At 67.8% G+C, this 19238-nt stretch carries 17 protein-coding genes and 1 pseudogene; 7 read left to right on the forward strand and 11 right to left on the reverse strand.

Features of this window, described 5'->3' with window-relative positions; translation table 11 throughout:
- Positions 1–26: 26 nt before the first annotated feature.
- Positions 27–404, reverse strand: a complete 378-nt coding sequence (locus ACWCQK_RS26180) for a transposase (RefSeq protein WP_451159077.1) — start codon at positions 402–404, stop codon at positions 27–29.
- Between the two features lie 804 nt (positions 405–1208).
- On the opposite strand from ACWCQK_RS26180, the gene ACWCQK_RS26185 reads away from it, so the two are divergent.
- Complete coding sequence (locus ACWCQK_RS26185) at positions 1209–2714, forward strand: cryptochrome/photolyase family protein (RefSeq protein ID WP_451158853.1); 1506 nt, start codon at positions 1209–1211, stop codon at positions 2712–2714.
- A gap of 94 nt (positions 2715–2808) precedes the next feature.
- Here the strand turns inward: ACWCQK_RS26185 and ACWCQK_RS26190 are convergent, their stop codons facing one another.
- From ACWCQK_RS26190 to ACWCQK_RS26200, 3 genes are read right to left on the reverse strand one after another with little or no spacing between them, the layout of a single operon-like run.
- Complete coding sequence (locus ACWCQK_RS26190; protein ID WP_451158855.1) at positions 2809–3942, reverse strand: epoxide hydrolase family protein; 1134 nt, start codon at positions 3940–3942, stop codon at positions 2809–2811.
- A gap of 21 nt (positions 3943–3963) precedes the next feature.
- Positions 3964–4239 carry a hypothetical protein gene (locus tag ACWCQK_RS26195; RefSeq protein WP_451158856.1) on the reverse strand — a complete coding sequence of 92 codons (276 nt, stop codon included), beginning with the start codon at positions 4237–4239 and terminating at the stop codon, positions 3964–3966.
- A 44-nt stretch (positions 4240–4283) separates the two neighbouring features.
- A complete protein-coding gene (locus ACWCQK_RS26200) occupies positions 4284–4946 on the reverse strand; it encodes a TetR/AcrR family transcriptional regulator (protein ID WP_451158858.1) in 663 nt (220 codons plus the stop codon).
- Positions 4947–5377: 431 nt separating this feature from the next.
- Here ACWCQK_RS26200 and ACWCQK_RS26205 point away from each other — a divergent pair, with 431 nt between their 5' ends.
- Entirely contained in the window at positions 5378–5452 is a 75-nt protein-coding gene (locus ACWCQK_RS26205; protein WP_100661309.1) for a 50S ribosomal protein bL37, read from the forward strand.
- Between the two features lie 200 nt (positions 5453–5652).
- Here ACWCQK_RS26205 and ACWCQK_RS26210 read toward each other — a convergent pair whose 3' ends face one another.
- Complete coding sequence (locus ACWCQK_RS26210; RefSeq protein WP_451158860.1) at positions 5653–6948, reverse strand: dihydrolipoamide acetyltransferase family protein; 1296 nt, start codon at positions 6946–6948, stop codon at positions 5653–5655.
- The gene (locus ACWCQK_RS26215; RefSeq protein ID WP_451158862.1) at positions 6941–9130 is read right to left on the reverse strand and encodes an alpha-ketoacid dehydrogenase subunit alpha/beta; all 2190 of its coding nucleotides are present in this window, start codon (positions 9128–9130) and stop codon (positions 6941–6943) included. The genes ACWCQK_RS26210 and ACWCQK_RS26215 overlap by 8 nt, the downstream gene beginning before the upstream one ends.
- Positions 9131–9263: 133 nt before the next feature.
- On the opposite strand from ACWCQK_RS26215, the gene ACWCQK_RS26220 reads away from it, so the two are divergent.
- The 3 genes from ACWCQK_RS26220 to ACWCQK_RS26230 all read left to right on the forward strand — a co-directional run bounded on the left by ACWCQK_RS26220 (position 9264) and on the right by ACWCQK_RS26230 (position 12341).
- A complete protein-coding gene (locus ACWCQK_RS26220; RefSeq protein WP_451158864.1) occupies positions 9264–9776 on the forward strand; it encodes a VOC family protein in 513 nt (170 codons plus the stop codon).
- A complete protein-coding gene (locus tag ACWCQK_RS26225) occupies positions 9773–10456 on the forward strand; it encodes a GntR family transcriptional regulator (protein WP_451158866.1) in 684 nt (227 codons plus the stop codon). Before ACWCQK_RS26220 ends, ACWCQK_RS26225 begins: the two co-directional genes overlap by 4 nt.
- Before the next feature lie 508 nt (positions 10457–10964).
- Positions 10965–12341, forward strand: a complete 1377-nt coding sequence (locus ACWCQK_RS26230) for an NADP-dependent succinic semialdehyde dehydrogenase (protein ID WP_451158868.1) — start codon at positions 10965–10967, stop codon at positions 12339–12341.
- Positions 12342–12537: 196 nt separating this feature from the next.
- Here the strand turns inward: ACWCQK_RS26230 and ACWCQK_RS26235 are convergent.
- A pseudogene (locus ACWCQK_RS26235) lies at positions 12538–13134 on the reverse strand (transposase family protein); the annotation flags it as partial.
- A gap of 75 nt (positions 13135–13209) precedes the next feature.
- Here ACWCQK_RS26235 and ACWCQK_RS26240 point away from each other — a divergent pair.
- Both ACWCQK_RS26240 and ACWCQK_RS26245 read left to right on the forward strand, forming a co-directional pair.
- Positions 13210–13704, forward strand: a complete 495-nt coding sequence (locus ACWCQK_RS26240; RefSeq protein ID WP_451158870.1) for a hypothetical protein — start codon at positions 13210–13212, stop codon at positions 13702–13704.
- Positions 13705–14105: 401 nt separating this feature from the next.
- Entirely contained in the window at positions 14106–14870 is a 765-nt protein-coding gene (locus ACWCQK_RS26245) for a transposase family protein (protein ID WP_451158872.1), read from the forward strand.
- A gap of 20 nt (positions 14871–14890) precedes the next feature.
- Here the strand turns inward: ACWCQK_RS26245 and ACWCQK_RS26250 are convergent, their stop codons facing one another.
- From ACWCQK_RS26250 to ACWCQK_RS26265, 4 genes are all read right to left on the reverse strand, one after another.
- Complete coding sequence (locus ACWCQK_RS26250) at positions 14891–15181, reverse strand: hypothetical protein (protein ID WP_451158874.1); 291 nt, start codon at positions 15179–15181, stop codon at positions 14891–14893.
- 173 nt (positions 15182–15354) lie between these two features.
- Positions 15355–16077 carry an enoyl-CoA hydratase/isomerase family protein gene (locus tag ACWCQK_RS26255; RefSeq protein ID WP_451158876.1) on the reverse strand — a complete coding sequence of 241 codons (723 nt, stop codon included), beginning with the start codon at positions 16075–16077 and terminating at the stop codon, positions 15355–15357.
- A 107-nt stretch (positions 16078–16184) separates the two neighbouring features.
- Positions 16185–17612 carry a Re/Si-specific NAD(P)(+) transhydrogenase subunit beta gene (gene pntB, locus ACWCQK_RS26260; protein ID WP_451159079.1) on the reverse strand — a complete coding sequence of 476 codons (1428 nt, stop codon included), beginning with the start codon at positions 17610–17612 and terminating at the stop codon, positions 16185–16187.
- A gap of 23 nt (positions 17613–17635) precedes the next feature.
- Positions 17636–19186 (reverse strand): Re/Si-specific NAD(P)(+) transhydrogenase subunit alpha, encoded by a 1551-nt coding sequence (locus ACWCQK_RS26265; RefSeq protein ID WP_451158878.1) that lies wholly within the window; start codon positions 19184–19186, stop codon positions 17636–17638.
- Positions 19187–19238: the final 52 nt, after the last annotated feature.

Below are 19238 nucleotides of genomic sequence, written 5' to 3' on the forward strand. Positions count from 1 at the left end.
CCTCGCGCGCCAACCATACGGGTTCCCTACCGCCCCGAATATCGCGTTCTCGGAAGGACGCTCCCCGCCAGTCGGAGTCGAGCGATGACGGTCCCCGGGGTGGTGAACGAGCAGGCCATCGTCAGCTCTTCCGGAGCCCCTTGCCACCGGCCGACCGCATCCCGCTTGACCCAGTTCCGCAGTCCCTCAGCACTGACCCCGAGCTCCCGAGCCGCCTCGGTGACGGTTCTCCCGGACAAGCGCACTTGCGCGATCGCGTCCCGCCTGGGCTTCTCCGTGTACCGCAGCCCGCCGCGGTTGCTTCCCCGGTCTCCAGATGTCCACATCGCCAGCAGATCGGCACTCTCGGAGTCGGCGTCCTGGCTCCTGTCGGCGGCGTCCGCGTTACCGGCCTCGGCGTGCATTTCGCGCTCCACCAAATCCCCCAGCTCGCTCCAGCTGTCCTCGAACTTGGTCAGTCCTTGCTGATCTGCGGTCTGGGTGCGCCAGAGTGACCAGCGCCGCGTCCCAGGTACTCTCGCCCGGCTGGCGGTAAAATCGGTATGGGTGATCGGCAGGAAGTCCTTCAGCCCCGAGCCGACGATGCAGGGCTCTTCTCGCCGTAGGTCTCCGCCGGCACCCACACGATCAGCGGCGTCTCAAAGGACCAGGCGCGCCGCGTCTTGCGGGGAGAGTGTGCGCCAGTTCCTCGTGGGTCAGATTGTCCTCCTCGCCTACGTCGTCGGCGGACGCCAGCTGCGGGTCAGCGAGGACAGGGCGCCGCAACACCAGCATGGCGCCGATCAGAGTCCCCTAGCGGGCAGCGTCTACGACGAGGTCCAGTCCTCGCTCGGCCGCAGCCGTGAGGAACTCCGGTCGGCATCCACCGCGGCGGCCTGTCCGCACAGGCAGGTCCACCGTCAGGCCGAGCGGCTACCGCGCGGGGACACGTCAGCCAGGATCCACCACCATGCATCCGCCCACCTTGAGGTCCACGTCACCCCTTCGCCCTGCATCTGTCATCAAGGTCAGAGGTGAAGTTCTCAGTGCCCCCTCTCGCCGCACTGGAGGTGCTCCATGAACACGCGGTACCTTCCGATCCCTACGGGGCACCTCCGAAGCCGCCACTACCGCCGCCGAACCGTGCACACCGACGTTCCGGCTCGCCCGTCAGCATCGGACGCGATCGATGTACCGGCCGCCGGTCGTGAAGACGGAGGCATCCGGACATGACCGCCTTCCACTGGATCTTCGGAGATCAGCTCGGACCTCACTTCCTCACGCCCGGTCCGGGCGGCCCGGAACGCGACTCGCCCGTCGTCATGATCGAGGCGCGGTCGGTCTTCCAGCGGCGCCGCTTCCACCGTGCCAAGGCCCATCTTCTGCTCTCCGCGATGCGCCACCGCGCCGCCGAACTCGGGGACCGGGTCCACTACGTCAAGGCCGACACCTACGGCCAGGCGCTGCGCGAGACGGTCGGCGCCAACGCCGTGACGGTGCACCACCCCACCTCACGCGCCGCTCTCGGATTCGTCCGTGCGCTGGACGGCGTCCGTGTGCTGCCCGCCCGGGGATTTATCGTCCACCAGGAGGACTTTCGGGCGTGGGCCGACGGTCACGGGGGCGAGCGCCTGCGCCAGGAGGACTTCTACCGATGGGTGCGCCGCACCCACGACCTGCTGATGGACGCCGGAGAGCCGGCGGGAGGGCGTTGGAACCACGACCACGACAACCGTGAGCCCCCGCCCACCGGCGCCCGCACGCTGAACGCCTCAAAACCGTATCGTCCGCGCGAGAACGGTATCGACGACGAGGTCCGCCACGACCTCGACCGCTGGGAACGCTCCGGCGAGGTGTCCTTCGTCGGGCGGGACGGTCCGCGGATCTTCCCCGCGTCCCGCCGAGAGGCCCGCATCGCCCTGCGCAGCTTCGTCGCGCACCGGCTCGCCGGGTTCGGCCCGCACGAGGACGCCATGCTCGCCGCCGATCCGGTACTCAGCCACAGCCTGCTGTCCTCGTCGCTCAACTTGGGGCTCCTGGATCCGCAGGAATGCGTCGACGGCGCCGAGCGGGCCTGGCGCAGCGGTGACGCACCAGTCAACAGCGTCGAAGGATTCGTGCGCCAGATCGCGGGCTGGCGCGAATACGTATGGCAGCTGTACTGGTACTTCGGCGAGGACTACCGCCATTGCAACACCCTGCGCCACCACACCCCGCTACCCGACTGGTTCCTGGAACTCGACGCCGAAGCGGTCACCGCACGCTGCCTGTCCACCGTCCTCGCGCAGGTGCGGGACAGCGGTTGGACCCACCACATCCCGCGGCTGATGCTGCTGGGCAGCCATGCGCTGCAGCGGGGATGGGACCCGGCGGCGGTGACCGACTGGTTCCACCGCTGCTTCGTCGACGGCTACGACTGGGTGATGCTGCCGAACGTCATCGGCATGTCCCAGTACGCCGACGGCGGACGGATGACGACCAAGCCGTACACCTCGGGCGGCGCGTACGTGAACCGTATGAGCGACTACTGCGGCCCCTGCGCGTACCGACCGACGGTACGGGCGGGCGAGAACGCCTGCCCGTACACAGCCGGATACTGGGCATTTCTGCATCGCCACCGCTCCCGGCTCGAACACAGCCCTCGGATGTCGCAGGCCGTACGGGGGCTCGACCGCCTGACCGACCTCGACGAACTACTGGAACAGGAACGGCAACGTGGAGACGAGCCGCCCTGATCAAGACCACGAGCATGGAAGCGTCGGCCGGTAAGTCGAGCCAGCTGCGGGCGCGTTGGTACCGAGACGCAAGAACTCTCACGTGTTTCGGTGTTCACCGGTGTGCGCGGAAGAACTCGGTGAGGTCCTGCGCGAGGAGTTCGGGTTCTTCGTGGGCGGCGAAGTGTCCGCCACGGGGCATGCGGGTGTAGCTGGTGAGGTTGTATGTGCGTTCTGCCCAGCTGCGGGGCGGCTGGGTGAGGTCGGCCGGGAACAGGGCGAGGGCCGTGGGCACGTCGACCCGTTCCACCCGCCTCGTCAGGCGCTGCGCGTATTCGTAGTAGGGCCGGAAGGAGGTCGAGATGGTGTGGGTGAACCAGTAGAGCGATGCCTGCGTGAGGAGGAAGTCGTCGCTGAACCGGGACGACAGGTCTCCCCCGCAGTCGCTCCACGCCCGGTACTTCTCCACGATCCAGGCGAACAGCCCGGTGGGCGAGTCAGCCAGACCGTAGCTCAGCGTGAGAGGGCGGGTGCTCTGTTGGTGCTGGTACCCGCCCTCTTCCGCGGACCACGCGGCGACGGAATCGAGGTACTCCTGCTCCTCGGGGGTGACACCGGCAGCGTCATAGGCGGCCGGGCTGGCGATCGCCGTCAGATGGATGCCCGTCACGGCCTCGGGGTGGGCTTCACCGAGCCGGGAGGTGATGCCGGCGCCCAGGTCGCTGCCGTGTGCGGCGTAGCGTGCGAAGCCGAGTTCGTCGTGCATGAGCCGGTGCCAGATCTCGTGGGTCTGCGGCAGTTCGGAGAGCGAGGGACGCTGAGGTGAGAAGGCGAATCCGGGCAGCGAGGGGATGATGACGGTGAAGGCGTCGGCGGCGTCACCCCCGTAACGCGACGGCGTGGCCAGCCGGCGGGCGAGGGTGGTCAGTTCGAGGAAGGAACTGGGCCACCCGTTGGTCAGGACGATGGGCAGGGCGCCGGGGTGTTCGCCGTCGAAGCGGAGGTAGTGGACGGGGGTTCCGTCGATATCCGCGAGATGGGACGGCAGGGCGTTGATGGCGGCTTCGTGGGCACGCCAGTCGTATCCGGAGGCCCAGTAGGTGACGAGGCGTCGCAGTTCTCCGGACTCGGCGCCGGCCTCCCAACCTGTGGTGGGCCAGGCGGTCGGCCAGCGTGTGTTGCGCAGTCGTGAGCGTAGGTCGTTGAGCTCGTCCTCAGGGACGGCGATCACGGGCGCGTGGCGGGTCATGGGAATCTCCAGGTTTCCTTCTCACAGAGCGGCGGTGTGTGCCAGGGCGTCGGAGCCGCTCTGCGTGCGGTTGTCAGGGGACCGGCGGGTGGTCCCGGCGATCGCAGCGGACCGGGGCATGAGAACCGCGATGACGAGCAGGGCAGGCCCGACAGTGGTCTCGTTGCTGAGGAAACCGCTGAGCGGCGGGCCACCGACGAAGCCGCGGTATCGCGTGCCCGTCAGAGAGGACCACGTCGCCCCGGCGAGCCCCAGACCGGCGAAGACCGTGTAGGTCGCCCTCGGGCCCGCCGTCACCTTCCGTTCTGTCGGCGCCGTTGGGATGGCTGCAGACGTTCCGGTCACGATCCCGGCCGACCGGCTGGGCCGAGCGTCTGGTCGATCGCGTCCCGCGTCCTCTCGCGCGACTCCGGCGCTGTCGTGAGCAGAGCATGCATGATCATTCCCTCGAGCAGGGAGTCCAGGCGGGCGGCGCTGTCCGGGCCGGTGAAACGGGCCAGAACGGCGCGGCTGTCCTCCGTCCATACCTGCGTCAGGGCTCGCAGTGCGGGGTTACGGAGGGCCGCCAGGTGCAGCTCGAAACCGAGGACCGCACTGCGGTGCCTGGCAGGACCTCCGTGGACGAGATCGACCAGGACATCAACGAATTGCTCGTGCGTTTCGACATCCTCGAACAGAGCCTCAAACAACGCGGACTGTAGTTCGACATGCCGGGCGAACGCCTGCGTCTGAAGATCGGCCAAGCTGGCGAAGTGGTAGGTGATCGACCCGAGCGGCACGCCGGCCCGGGCGGCGATGACCCGATGCGTCGTCCCGGCCACCCCGTGATCCGCGATGACGTCGAGGGTGGCGTCCAGGATGTGCGTCTTGCGGCCGGGGTCGTTGCGGCGGGCCCGTCGCCGCCCGCCCCCGGATTCGGCCGAGGTCTGGCGCCCACCACCGGCCATTTCCTCGGCCGTTTCACCTTGCGGAGGGTCCGCTGACGGCGGCTCGATGTGCGGCATGCCGGCAAACGTACAAGGCTTAAGAACAGATGTACAAATCAACGGATGCTCATCGCCACCGCACTGCGGCAACGCACCCGCACCTACCGCACCGCCTGCGGTCCGGACGGCGACCATAGGGCATGCGTCCGACGTCGTCAGCGGGATCGGGCCCCGGGGAACTCCGCCAGATCCCCAGGGCCCGTACGCACGGCGCTGCCCGTGAGCGATCGCATGCTCGGCACGCCGCATACGCCCGGGGGAAGCGGTCTCGGGGGCACGCTTCCCCCGGGCGATGCTCCTCAGACTCACACGCTGTCGACAGCCCGGCTCATTGGATCATCACCCTGGGTAGCCGGATCTCCATTCGCTGCACCACTGATGCGGCCACCGCGGCTCGAATCTAGACTGGCGAAAAGCATAGAAAGCCCCGGATTAGGGAGATATGCACCATGGCTAAGCGAGGGAACAAGCGACGCGCCCGTAAGAAGAAGAAGGCGAATCACGGCAAGCGTCCCAACGCTTGAACCGACCTGAGCACCCCACCGAGGGCTTCCGCCTTGGCCACTCGGATGGGAAGCAAGGACCGGGATCCTGCAGAGGTGCGCGGCCGGCAATGCTCACCGCTGTCCGGAACTGCGGAGGCGGCGGGTGGGGTCGCCCCACCCGCCGCCGTGGGTTCAAGGGAACCGAAGGTCCCCTCCTCGCCCCTTGAGTTCGCCGGCACTCACAGCAGGATGCGCAACGGGTGTTCGAGAACGTCCACGAACGCCTTCATCCACTCGGCCGCGGTGGCACCGTCCACCGACCGGTGGTCGACGGCGAGAGTCAGACGCAGGACTGACGCGACGTTGATCGCACCTTCGTCGACGACTGCTTCCTGCCGCACCGCGCCGACGGCCAGGATCGCGGCCTGTGGCGGGTTGATGATCGCCGCGAAGCTTTCGGTGCCGTACATGCCGAGGTTGGTGATCGTGATCGTGCCGCCTTCCAGCTCGTCCTGCTGGAGCCGGCGCTCCTTCGCACGGGCGATCAGGTCCTTCGTCGCCTTGGCCACGCCACTCATCGACAGCGAGTCCACACCGCGGACCACCGGGGTGACCAATCCCCCGTCGGTGGCGACGGCCACAGCGATGTCGACATCCGAGAAGTGCCGGATCGAGGTGTCGTTCCACCGCACGTTCATCGCGGGAACGCTCGCGTGCGCGGACGCGATCGCCTTGACGAGCAGGTCGTTGATCGACACTTTCACGCCCTGGCCGGCGTTGATCTGTTGGCGCAGCTCAAGCAAGGCGTCGACGCGGGCGCCGGCGTTCAGATAGAAGTGCGGCGTGTGCTGCTTGCTCTCCGTCAGACGGCGGGCGATCGCCGTCCTCATCCGCGTGTTGGGCACGTCCACGAATCGCGGGCCGCCCGCCGAAGTCCCGCTGACCAGGATCTCCGCCTCGGTGACAGCCGGCACTGTTTCCGCCGGTTCCACCGGTTCCACCGGTTCCACCGAAGTGACGACGGCTGCCTCGACGTCGGCGCGCCGGATTCGTCCGTGCGGGCCGCTCCCGACCACGGCTTTCAGATCGACGCCGAGTTCACGCGCACGACGTCGTGCCAGGGGGCTGGCGAAAATGCGCTCGCCGTCGTCCGCCGCCACGGCGGGCGCCGCAGCGACCGTGTCCGCCGGCGTCGCGGGCTCTTGCGGCGCGGTCGCCGTAGCTGTGGGCGCCGTCTCCGGCGCTTCTTGGATGCCCAGCGAAGCCACCAGGGCGTCGACCTCGGACGCCGGCGCGTCCTTTGCGCCCCAGACCGCGATCGGTGTACCCACCGCCACTGTCGTGCCCGCTTCGACCAGGAGACGCAGCAGTACGCCGTCGCTCTCGGCTTCCACGTCGACCGTGGCCTTCTCGGTCTCCACCGTGACGATCGGGTCGCCGGCCGCATAGGGGGTGTTCAAGCCGACGTTCCAGGCTTCCAGGATCGCCTCTGTGGTGTTGGCGGCGACCTCGGGCATGCGCATGATCTCAGCCATTGTTGTGCCCCTGCGTGATCTCGCGGAGCTTGGCGACGACTTCCTCCGTGGAGGCGAACGCGGCACGCTCCAGTACCTTGCTGATGCTCGGGGACGCCTCGCCACCCGTCACGCGCTCGATCGGGGCGTCGAGCCAGTCGAACAGCCGGCGTTGGATCTCGTCCGCGAGCCAGCCGCCGTAGGAGGTGCCGATGGCGCCCTGCTCGGCGATGAGCACGTTGTTGGTCTTCTTCACCGATCGGGTGATCGTGTCCCAGTCCAGGCTGGCCCGGTCCAGCCAGCGCAGGTCGATGACTTCGGCGTCCACTCCCGTCTGTTCGACGGCGGCCAGAACGGCGGGCGTCATCGCCAGGTAGGTGATGATGGTCAGGGCCGCTCCCTCGCGGCGTACGGCTGCCTTGCCGACGGGGAGGTAGTGGTCGTAGTTCTCCGGCAGTCCGGGTCCGGTGGAGTTGTACAGATCCACGTGCTCGAGGACCACGACCGGGTCATCACAAGCCAGAGCCGTGTTCATCAGGCCGACGTAGTCGAACGGCGTTGACGGAGCGACTATTCGCCAGCCCGGTGCCGTCGCGAAGATGCCGGCCGGGTCCATCGAGTGCTGCGATCCATAGCCGGTACCGGTGGCGACCTTGCTGCGCAGGACGAACGGCACCCGCCCCTCGCCTCCGAACATGTGGCGGGCTTTTCCTATCTGGTTGAACAGTTGATCCGCTGCCACCCACATGAAGTCGGCGTACATGAACTCGACGATCGGGCGGAACCGGCCGTCCAGAGCCAGTCCGCCGCCGAGGCCGGCGAACGCGTTCTCCGAGATCGGGGTGCCGAGTACGCGGTCGGGGAACGCCTCGCTCAGACCGCGGGTGGCGCCGTTGGTGCCGCCGTTGAGCCGGTGCACGTCCTCCCCCATCACCACGACATGAGGGTCGGCCTCCAGGCGGCGTCGCATCACGTCGGCGACGGCGTTGATGAATTTGACATCGGTCAAGCCGTCGGCGAAGTCCTCGGCGTCGGTGAACTCGATCTCGGCCAGCTCCGACAGGTCGCCCCGGACGCCTTCATCGACGAACGCCGGGTCGGGCCACTCCGAGGGCCGGATGCGTCGCTCGCCTGGCTTGCCGCCCGGACGCGGTTCCAGGAGGACGTCGCCGAGTTCGGACATCAGAGCCTTGGCCCGCTTGATGGTCTCCGCGACCGCCCTCTTGCTGAGGATCCTGCGTCGCACCAGGTGCTCCACCATGGTGTCGATCGGGTCGCGAGCGCGCCACTGCGCTTCTTCCTCCTTGCTCCGATACCGGAACGCCGATCCGGGGAAAGGACCGTTCTGGTGGAAGTAGCGGTAGACATCGGCTTCGATCATCGTCGGACCGTCGCCGCTGCGCATATGGGCGAGTGCCTGCTGCGTCACGAGGTGCACGGCCAACGGATCCATGCCGTCGACCTTCCAGCTCCGGATGCCGAAGCCCGGGCCGCGGCCGGACAGCCGTGGTTCGGCGGTGACTTCGGACACGTGGGTGGAGACGGCGTAGAGGTTGTTCTCCACGAAGAAGCACAAGGGCAGCGACCACGCGGCCGCGAGATTGAGGGTCTCCAGCGTGGATCCAATGTTGATCGCGCCATCGCCGAAGAACGTGAAGGTCACCGCGTCGGTTTCGGCCTTCTTGTGGGCCCACGCGGATCCGGCCGCCAGCGGTACCCCGCCACCGACGATCGCGTTGGTCCCGATGGCGCCGGCCTCGTGCCACTGCAGGTGCATGCTGCCGCCTCGACCGTGGCTGAAGCCCTGGTCCAGTCCGCATATTTCGCGCAGGCTGCGCAGGAGTACGGCCCGTACATCCTCAGGGAACGACTTTGTCGGATCTATGCCCTTCGGGTACAGATGGGCGAGCACCTTGGCCAGGAACTGGTGATGGCCACGGTGTGACCCGTTCACGGTGTCCTCTGACGTGAGGGCGAAGCACGCGCCGACCGCGCCGCCCTCCTGGCCGATGCTGGAGTGCGCGGGGCCGTGGATGAGCCCGTCGGCGGCGAGCTCCAGGACGTACTCCTCGAAGGTCCGGATCAGCACCAGCTGGCTGAACATGCCCGTCAAGAGTTCTGGAGCCGCTGCGTCCCAGTCGTCCTGGGTGACGACGAACTCCGACCACGCGGCGTTCGCTTCGAGCGGGTGTTCCGCAGGCATCGGGAGCCTCCTTCAATCGGCCAGCATGCGAGCGACCCTGCCACACGATTGGATCCAATGACAAGAGCAGGCTCGACTTCCGGCCCTCAAGCGCGCACCATGGGAACGTGTTTGTATCCAAAGGAGGAAGATCATGGCTCTGCCCGGCCTCAAGCGTCTGGACCACATCGGCTTCACGGTGCCGGACTTGGACCAAGCGCACGCATGGCTCGTGGACGTCCTCGGTTGTGAGTACCTGTACTCGCTCGGCCCGTTCAGCGGGACCGGGGACTGGATGTCGGAGCACCTGAATGTGGACGCGCGCACAGTCATGCGGCAACTGCGCTTCTACCGGTGCGGCGAGCAGGCCGTCTTCGAGGTCTTCGAGTACCAGGCGGACGGGCAGCACAAGGCCGTCCCGCGCAACAGCGACGTCGGCGGTCACCATGTCGCGCTGTACGTCGAAGACCTGGACGAAGCCGTATCGTTCCTCAGGTCGAGGGACGTTCCCGTGCTGGGCGACCCGACCGTCAGCGCCGGACCGTCGGAGGGACAGCGGTGGGTCTACTTCCTCTCACCATGGGGAATGCAGTTCGAGCTTGTGTCCTATCCTGGCGGCAAGGCCTTCGACCGTGACCCGTCCAAGTTCAGAGGTGACCGCTCTTGACTCCTGAGCCCGCTCGCGATCCGCGCGGGTCGGACAGCGTCAGAAGTCAGCGCATCGTCGGCATCCTCCGCGAGGAGATCCTCGCCGGCGAACTGACTCCGGGCACGTGGCTGCGCCAGGACGAACTCGCGGAGCGCCTCGGCACGAGCCGGATCCCGGTCCGCGAAGCGCTGCGGATCCTGGAGTCGGAGGGGCTCGCGGAGTCGTTCCCCAATCGAGGGTCGCGAGTTCCCGTGCTCAGCCTCGAAGACGTGAACACGTACTACCGGATGCGCGAGCGACTCGAGCCGCTGACTCTGGCCGAGAGCCTTCCCCATCTCACTGATCACCACCTCGCCCGCCTGGAGCACATCCAGGACGAGATCGAGAACCAGAGCGACGTCAATCGGTTCCTTCTTCTGGACCGCGACTTCCACATGGCGACCTACGCGGGTTGCCCCAGCGGCCACCTGCTGGCCATGACAGAGCGGCTCTGGAACTCCACCCAGCACTACCGGCGTGCGTTCATGGTGCTCACGGACCCCGACCGGGCCACCATCGTCAACGCCGAGCACCGGCTCATCCTCGACGCCGTGCGACGCCGTGACCCTGAGGACGGCGAGCGGTACCTCACGGGGCACATCCGCCGCACGAGGGTCGAACTCACCGCTCACCCCGAACTCTTCGTCGAATACCGCTGACGCGGGGCGGACTCCTGCGGCGGTCTGCCGGCGGGTGCGGGAGTCCGTCGTGGAAGGCGAGATCAGCGACCGCCTCGGCCACGAGAAGTACGGTTCGGCGGGAGCCGGCAGCGGAACTCCGGTATCGGCGTCCGTTCTAGGAACGTGCCCGTCGGCGTCGGCCTTCTCGAGCTCCTTCCTGATCTTCCGGGTCGCCGACTGAGCGGTCTCCGCGTCAGGGCTGCACGCCCACCCTGGGACCGAGACGCCCACCCAAAGACCGGGACGTCGGTGCGCGTGCCGAACTCGGCGCGTACGGACGGGACGAACGCCCGCTTCGGCCGTCACCCGTGAGAGCCGAGCCTCTCATCGCGTCGCGACATGCTCTCGCATGACCCGCCGAGAATGTATCCAACTAGACGCCCACGAAGGACATCTACCTCCTCTTTCCCTAGCACAGCCGTTCCATGAACCTTACAATGGATCCAATCTAAGCTCATGGAGTGACCTACACCGCGAGGAGAGCGTCGTGCCCATCGCTACTGTCAATCCCGCTACCGGTGAGCTCATCGAAGAGTTCGCCTCACTCACGAAGGAACAGGTCGATCAGCGGCTGACGCAGGCGGAGGCCGCGGCCGCGATACTGCGGGCGACCGACTTCGACACGCGCGCCCGGTGGATGCGCGCAGCCGCGGACCTGGTCGAGGCAGAGGCAGCCCACACGGCGCGAAGGCTCACGTCCGAGATGGGCAAGCCGATCACGCAGGCCCGCGGAGAAGTCCTCAAGTGCGCGCACGCGATGCGGTTTTACGCCGACAACGCCGAAAGCCTGTTGGCCGACCAGCCGCTCGCCGACCCGAGCTCGGTCAGAGCTTCGGCTGCCTACACCTCGTACGAGCCCCTGGGCGTCGTTCTTGCCGTGATGCCGTGGAACTATCCGATGTGGCAGGTGATCCGCTTCGCCGCGCCTGCGCTGATGGCCGGCAACGTCGGCCTGCTCAAGCACGCCTCGAACGTCCCGCAGTCCGCGATGTACCTCGACACGCTCTTCGAACGCGCGGGCTTCCCCGTCGGGTCGTTCCAGACGCTCCTCATCGGCTCAGCCGACGTCGAGGCGGTCGTCCGCGACCGGCGCGTCGCCGCCGTGACGCTGACCGGTTCCGAGCCGGCCGGGCGGTCGATCGCAGCTGTCGCGGGCTCAGAGGTGAAGAAGGCCGTGCTGGAGCTGGGTGGGTCCGACCCGTTCATCGTGCTGCCCTCCGCCGATGTTCGCGCGGCCGCCCGAACGGCCGTGACCGCTCGTACGCTCAACAACGGCCAGTCCTGCATCGCGGCCAAGCGGTTCATCGTCCACACGGAGGTGTACGAGGAGTTCGTCGAGGCCTTCGTCGCGGGCACAAAGGCGCTGACAGTCGGTGACCCGCTCGACGAGGAAACCGAGATCGGGCCGATCGCCACCGAGTCCGGTCGACGCGAGCTCGTCGAACTGGTCGACGACGCCGTCGCGAAGGGCGCCGTCCTGCGGTGCGGTGGGTCGGCGGTCGGTACCGCGGGATGGTTCTTCGAGCCGGCGGTGCTGGAGGAGGTCACCACCCAGATGCGCGTGTACCGGGAGGAGGCCTTCGGTCCGCTGGCCGTGGTGCACCGGGTCGACGACATCGAGCAGGCCGCTGCGCTCGCCAACGACACGACCTTCGGCCTCAGTTCGTCGGTGTGGACCACTGAACCGGACGAGGAGCGGTTCCTGATCACCCGCCTCGAGGCAGGTGCCGTCTTCGTCAACGGGATGAGCGTCTCCTACCCCGAGCTGCCTTTCGGCGGCATGAAGGACTCCGGTATCGGCCGCGAGCTCGCCGCGGAAGGCATCCGGGAGTTCTGCAACCTCAAGACGGTCTGGAAGAACTGACGGGAAACGCTGGTCCCTTCGGACCGGGCGCGATGGGCTCGGCTGACCCCTGTCGGCTCCTCGCGCGCGGTCCGGCATCACGGCCTGGAACCATCTCCCCGCACCACCTCCGAGCCTCGAAGCCGACGCGCCGACCGCCTGTCTCGCCAGAGAAGGCGGTCGGCGCGCCGATGTCCTTCCCGACGCTTGCCAACGGAAGTTTCCGCAGAAGCCGCCAGGACTTGAGGATCGCCATGGCGCGTTCGCCCAGGCTGCGGATGTTGACGTGGGCCCGATTGTGACGCCGGCGCCAGCCGTGCAGGTGCTTGCCCCGGAACGGGACGCGGATGGCGGAGCCTGCACCCTGATACGCATGGGTCGCCCAGCGCTTGATGCCGTCGGCTGCCAGAGCGACGGGGATCCCGTGGGTCCGGGCTGCGGTCAGGTCGTGCGTGGCTCCCGGCAGCGCGTCCGACACCCAGATCAGGCGTCCGGCTGGATCGGCGAGGACCTGCACGTTCATCCCGTGATGCTTCTCCTTCCTCGAGTAGTACGGCCGGTCGGCGGCGATGCGGTCGATCGGCAGGAGCGTGCCGTCGAGGATCACGTATGCCTTCTTCCGTACGGTCTGCATGGCCTGCTCAAGCGTGGGCGCGAGGGCGGCCAAGAGGTCGACGGCCTCGCGTATGTAGCGGTAGACCGTGGCGATCCCGACGCGGAATCCCGCCGCGAGGCGGGCCTAGGTGTCGCCGCAGCGCAGGTGGGCCAGGACCAGCAGGGCCTGTCGGCCAGGTCGGGTCTGCCGGCCACCCGTTGGATCATGGAACGCCTGGCTCACTGACCGCTCTTGAGAGGGAACCAGGCGTCCCACGACAATGTCCGGTAAGGCGTGGAAGCCATTCTCTTCTTGATCCTGGCGTTCTCGCCCCTCGTGTGTCCATGGGTGGTCGTGGGCACGGCCGTGCAGCTTGTGTGGCGCGCACGTCACGGTCAGCCACCAGACGGGTGGACGTCACCGGACGCCATGTCGTGTGCGCTGGTCGTGCAACTGGCCGGCGCAGCGGCTGTGGGCGCGTACGCCTGGGGCGTGATGTCGGGGTTCTACATCCTGGACCCGGACCAGATGTGTGCGGCTTCCGGTGCCGACGGCGACCACGTGGTGACGCGCATGACGCTGCCGGTGAGCGTGCAGTGCGTCACGGACCAGGGTGTGGGGAGCGAGTTGGTGCCGGTCTGGGTGAACCCGGTCGTCTTCGCCGGCCTGGCGGTCTGCGTGCTCGCCGTCTGGGCGGGAGTCTTTGCCGCGATACGCCGACGCGCCGACCGGGCGCGCGGTGAGGTTGAGGTGGGAGGCGGCGAACTCCGTAGCGGCGGGGTCGGCTGACCGCTCCGACACCCCTTTGCCCGAGCCGTGGCCCGGGGAGCGTGGCCGATCGGGTGCGAAGAACGCGCCATGAGGCGCGAGGGGGGTGTGCCGGGGAGTCCGGTCGGCGTGGCAGGAGCCTGTGTGCTCGTACGTTGATGCCGTGGAGGTGTCCGGATGCGTGCCGGCCGTCGCGAGCGTTCCGTCTCTCCGGTGCGCTCCAGTACCACCCCAGGGGCCACAGCCAGCCAGCGGATTACCTCGGCAGCAACTACGGCGCCGAACACAGCCAGGGGATCGTCTCGATCCCAATTGGACGCAGCGGCCCTTTCCAACGTGCCGGGCAGTTGGGCTGACAACGTGGTGAATCCCCTGGTAGATGGGTTTTCGACCAAGAGAACCGTCTCCACCAGAGGCTTCACGTGCTTGCTCACCCGTCGGGCGTCGACGTGTCCAGCTCTGCCCTCCGCTTCCTCACGCAGCGGTTGCGGCGGCACCGCCCTACGATCGGCTCCCGTTGGCGGCGCCTGAGCGCCGGTCGCCAGGCTCTGCTCGCGCTCGCTCATCTGCGAGTGGGGCACACGTATGCCCAACTCGCGGCAGGGTTCGGCGTCGGAACCACGGCGGCCTACCGCTATGTCACCGAGGCTGTCGAACTCCTGGCCGCTCTTGCCGCCAGTCCGGCCGACGCGGTGCGAACCGCCTCGGTGAAGGCGTTCGTGATCCTGGACGGCACGCTCCTGCCGATCGACCGCATTGCCGCGGACCGCCCGTTCTGCTCCGGCAAACACAAGGAGCACGGGATGAACGTGCAGGTCATCGCAGACCCCTTCGGCCGACTGCTGTGGGTCTCGCCGACGCTGCCCGGAGCGGTCCACGACATCAAGGCCGCGCGAACCCACGGCATTATCGACGCCCTGGAGGAAGCCGGCGTGGAGTGCTGGGCCGACAAGGGCTACCGGGGCGCCAACGGCACCATCCGGGTGCCCTACTGGGGTCGCTGGGAGACGCTGTCCGCAGGTCAGCAAGCCGTCAACCGCTCACACGCGAAGATCCGCGCGCTCGTTGAGCAGGCCATGGCCACTCTCAAAACCTGGCGGCTCCTGCGCAAGGTGCGATGCTCCACAACCCGCATCACCACCCTCGTCCAAGCCGTCCTCACGCTGCACCTGACCTGCTCAAACTGAGGTTGGAAACAGCTCAGTGACTAAACGCAGCCGGTGCCATCGGCCGTGCCGGCAGCCGTCCACCAGGACATCAGCCGGGCAGCCATCGTTTTCGGCTCCGACGGCAGAGGGGCAAGACCGTAGTGGTCCTCCAGCTCATACCGCAGGAGCTCATCGATCTCCCCCTGGTTGGCGCCACGCCGCAGCCGCTCGAGGAGAGGGGCGAGCATGCAGTCGTACTCGTCCTGCACCTCGTCAGCGACGCCGAGCGGATCCCGCTCATTGAGCAGATGCCGCAGGCCGTTCTCGGTGGTGTCGGTTCCGGATCGCATCGCTCCAGGGTGCCACCCGGGAACCGCCGTCGTCCCTCCCCCCAGGGTGCCCTGAGACCCTCGTCCCAGGGCCGGGGAGATCCGCCGTTGATATGGGCGGCACGACCAGGTCGCGGACGTCAGCCGTACCCCGAAGATCGGCACATGTCATCCCCGGCGGCACTCCGACGAGGTCAGCGGGCGAAGAGCTCGACGAAACGAGATAGCGACGCGTCGAACGCGTCGTCGTACGACATCGCTGCGAACTCGTAGAGGGAGCGGCGGCCGATGGCACCCGCGCCGGCCGCCCTCAGTGCCTTGCCGAGCCACTCCTGGGCGACCTCAGCTGCTCGGCCGGCCTCGACCACGGCCTGCACGAGACCGACCTCGCGGGCCCTGTCGGCGGTGAACGGCTCGCCGGACCCTATGTTCTCCATCGCCAGCCGCGGCCCGATCCGATGGATGATGGGCACTTGCGCGATCATCGGCCACATCCCGGCGCTGACCTCGATCGTGCCGATGCGGGCAGTGTCCACCGCGACGGCGAAGTCGCAGGCCGCGACGAACGAGGCGCCCCCGGCGAGCGCGTCGCCGTTGACGGCGGCCGCGACGGACACACCCAGGCGGGGGAAGATCCGAAGGGTCTCCACCAACGCCTTGCCGAACAGAGCGGGGTCCGCACCCGCTTTGATGGGAGCGATGTCGAGACCGCCGCAGAAGGTGTCACCCGCGCCGGTGAGCAGGACAGCGCGGATGTCCGGGTTGTCGTCACACTCCTGGAGCCGGGTGCGGAGGTCGGTGAGGATGCCTGGGTTCAGCAGGTTCCGCTCGCCGTTCCGTATGGTCAAGACGCTGATGGCGCCGACCGTTTCCTGCTCCACACCGCCGCTCCAGTCGCTGTCCGCACTGTGCATCATCGGAGTCCTCTCCATTCGTTGACTGTTGTCGAAATCGGCGCGTCCGGTTCCTGGCATGTCGGCCTTGCCGCGCCGCGCTACGTCACTCCTGCGTGCTCGCCGAGGTATCAGAGGACTCGGAGAATGTCTTGGACGCGGTCCTTGGCGTCGCCGAAGAGCATGGCGGAGTTCTCGCGGTAGAAGAGCGGGTTCTGGACGCCGGCGTATCCGGAGGCCATGGAGCGTTTGAAGACGACGACGTTCTCGGCGTTCCAGACCTGGAGGACGGGCATGCCGGCGATGGGCGAGTCCGGGTCCTCGGCGGCCGCGGGATTGACGGTGTCGTTGGCGCCTATGACGAGGACGACGGTGGTGGCGTCGAAGTCGTCGTTGATCTCGTCCATCTCCAGCACGATGTCGTAGGGGACCTTCGCCTCGGCGAGCAGGACGTTCATGTGGCCCGGCAGCCGGCCCGCGACCGGGTGGATGCCGAAGCGCACGTCGATGTCTCGGTCCCTGAGTTTGCGGGTCAGCTCGGCGACGCCGTACTGGGCCTGGGCCACGGCCATGCCGTAGCCGGGGGTGATGATCACCGAGTCGGCCGACCCGAGGAGTTCGGCGACTCCCTCGGCGGTGATCTCGCGGTGCTCGCCGTAGTCCTTGTCGTCGGCCGGGCCGGCCTCGATGCCGAACCCGCCGGCGATCACGGAGAGGAAGGACCGGTTCATCGCCTTGCACATGACGGAGGACAGGTAGGCACCCGAGGAGCCGACCAGGGCGCCTGTGATGATCAGCAGGTCGTTCTCCAGCAGGAATCCTGACGCCGCGGCTGCCCAGCCGGAGTAGGAGTTGAGCATCGAGACCACGACCGGCATGTCACCGCCGCCGATCGAGGCAACGAGGTGCCAGCCCAGAGCCAGCGCGACGATCGTGACCGCGACCAGCAGCCACAGCCCCGGGTCGATCACGAACCATGTGGTCAGCACCACGAACGCGGCCAGGGCACCGAGGTTGAGGTAGTTCTTGCCGGGCAGCATCAGCGGGGACGACTTGATCCGTGCGGAGAGCTTGAGGAACGCCACGACGGAGCCGGTGAAGGTGACCGCGCCGATGAACACGCCGATGAACACCTCGGCGGAGTGGATCCCGAGCAGTTCCTGAGCCTCCAGCAACTTGGCCTCGGCACTGGCCGGGCCGTCCAGGGTGGCCTCGACGTGCAGGTAGCCGTTCCAGCCGACCAGCACCGCGGCCAGACCCACGAAGGAGTGCAGCAAGGCGATCAGTTCGGGCATCCCGGTCATCTCCACGACCCGGGCCCGCCACAGTCCTATGGCGGCACCGACCGCCACGGCACCGATCATCAACGCCAGACCGACTCCGGAGATGTCACGGTGGACCGCCAGCGAGATCGTCGCGGCCAGGGCCACCGCCATGCCGCCGATGCCGTAGGTCTTGCCGGACTTGGCGGTCTCGTGATGGGACAGTCCGGCCAGTGCCAGGATGAAGAGCAGGGCCGCGACGATGTAGGCGGCGGCTGCCGCGGTCTCGACGGTCATCAGATCAGACATGACAGGGCCCTTCAGCTTCTCGAGAACATGGAGAGCATGCGGCGGGTCACCGCGAAGCCACCGAAGATGTTGACCGAGGCCAACAGAATCGCGATCGTCGACAGCACCGTGACGACATCACCGTTCGGGGTCTCGCCGTGGCCGATCTGCAGCAGGGCGCCGACCACGATGATTCCTGAGATCGCGTTGGTCACGCTCATCAGAGGGGTGTGCAGGGCGTGGTGCACCTGCCCGATCACGTAGTAACCGATCACGATCGCCAGCGCGAACACCGTCAGGTGTCCCAGCAGCGCCGACGGGGACAGGGCCGTCAGAAGGAACAACAGCGTGGCGCCTGCTCCGACCGCTGTGTACCGCCGCTGGGTCGACACCGGCTGCACGGCAGGGGAGGCGACCGGCTTCACCCGAGAGGCTGGCGCGGCTGCCGGGGCGGCGGACACCTGGACCGGCGGTGGCGGCCAGGTCGACTCGCCGTCGCGGACCACGGTCATCGACCGCTGCACCACGTCGTCGAAGTCCAGCACCAACCGGCCGTCCTTGCCGGGGGTCATCAGCTTGATCAGGTTGACCAGGTTGGTGCCGTACAGCTGAGAAGCCTGCGCGGGCAGCCGGCCAGGCAGGTCGGTGTAGCCGATGATCGTCACACCGCCCGCCGTGACCACCACCTCGTCCCTGACCATGCCTTCGACGTTGCCGCCGCTCGCGGCGGCCATGTCCACGATCACGCTGCCGGATCTCATCGACGCCACCATCTCCGCGGTGATCAGCGTCGGGGCCGGCCGGCCCGGGATCTGTGCCGTCGTGATCACGATGTCCATCTCGGCGATCCGGTCGGCATACAGCTGGGCCGCGCGGGTGTTGTAGTCCTGCGACATCTCCTTGGCATAGCCCGTCGCCGACACCTCCACCTCGTCGGCGTTCTCGGGCTCGACCGAGAGGTACTCACCGCCCAGCGACCGGACCTGGTCGGCGACTTCCGGCCGCGGGTCGGTGGCGTACACGATGGCACCCAGACTCCCCGCCGCACCGATCGCGGCCAGACCCGCCACCCCCGCACCGCAGACGAGGACCTTGGCCGGCGGCACCTTGCCCGCGGCCGTCACCTGACCGGTGAAGAACCGGCCGAAGGCATGAGCCGCCTCCACGACCGCCCGGTAGCCCGCGATGTTCGCCATCGACGACAGGACGTCCAACGACTGTGCCCGCGAGATACGCGGCACCGCGTCCATCGCCAGCGCCGTGACCGGGCGGTTCGCCAGGTCCTCGACCAGCGCGGGGTTCGACGCCGGGCTCATGATGCCGACGACCGTCGCACCCGGCTTCAATCCGTCCAACTGTTCCGGCGACAGGGCGTTCACCCCGAGCACGACGTCCGCTGCCAGCGGGTCACCGATCCTCGCACCCGCCTCGGTGTACGCCGCGTCGGGGAAGCTCGACGACTCACCAGCACCCGGATCCACGACGACTTCGTACCCGAGCTTCACCAACTGCACCACCGTGGCGGGAGTTGCGGCAACGCGCGTCTCTCCGCGGCGGGCTTCGCTCACGATTCCGATCAACATTCCGATAACTCCCGGCTGTCGATGTTGCAGAGCACTCCGCGGATTCTCAGGT

Source organism: Streptomyces sp. NPDC002306, from assembly GCF_053593435.1.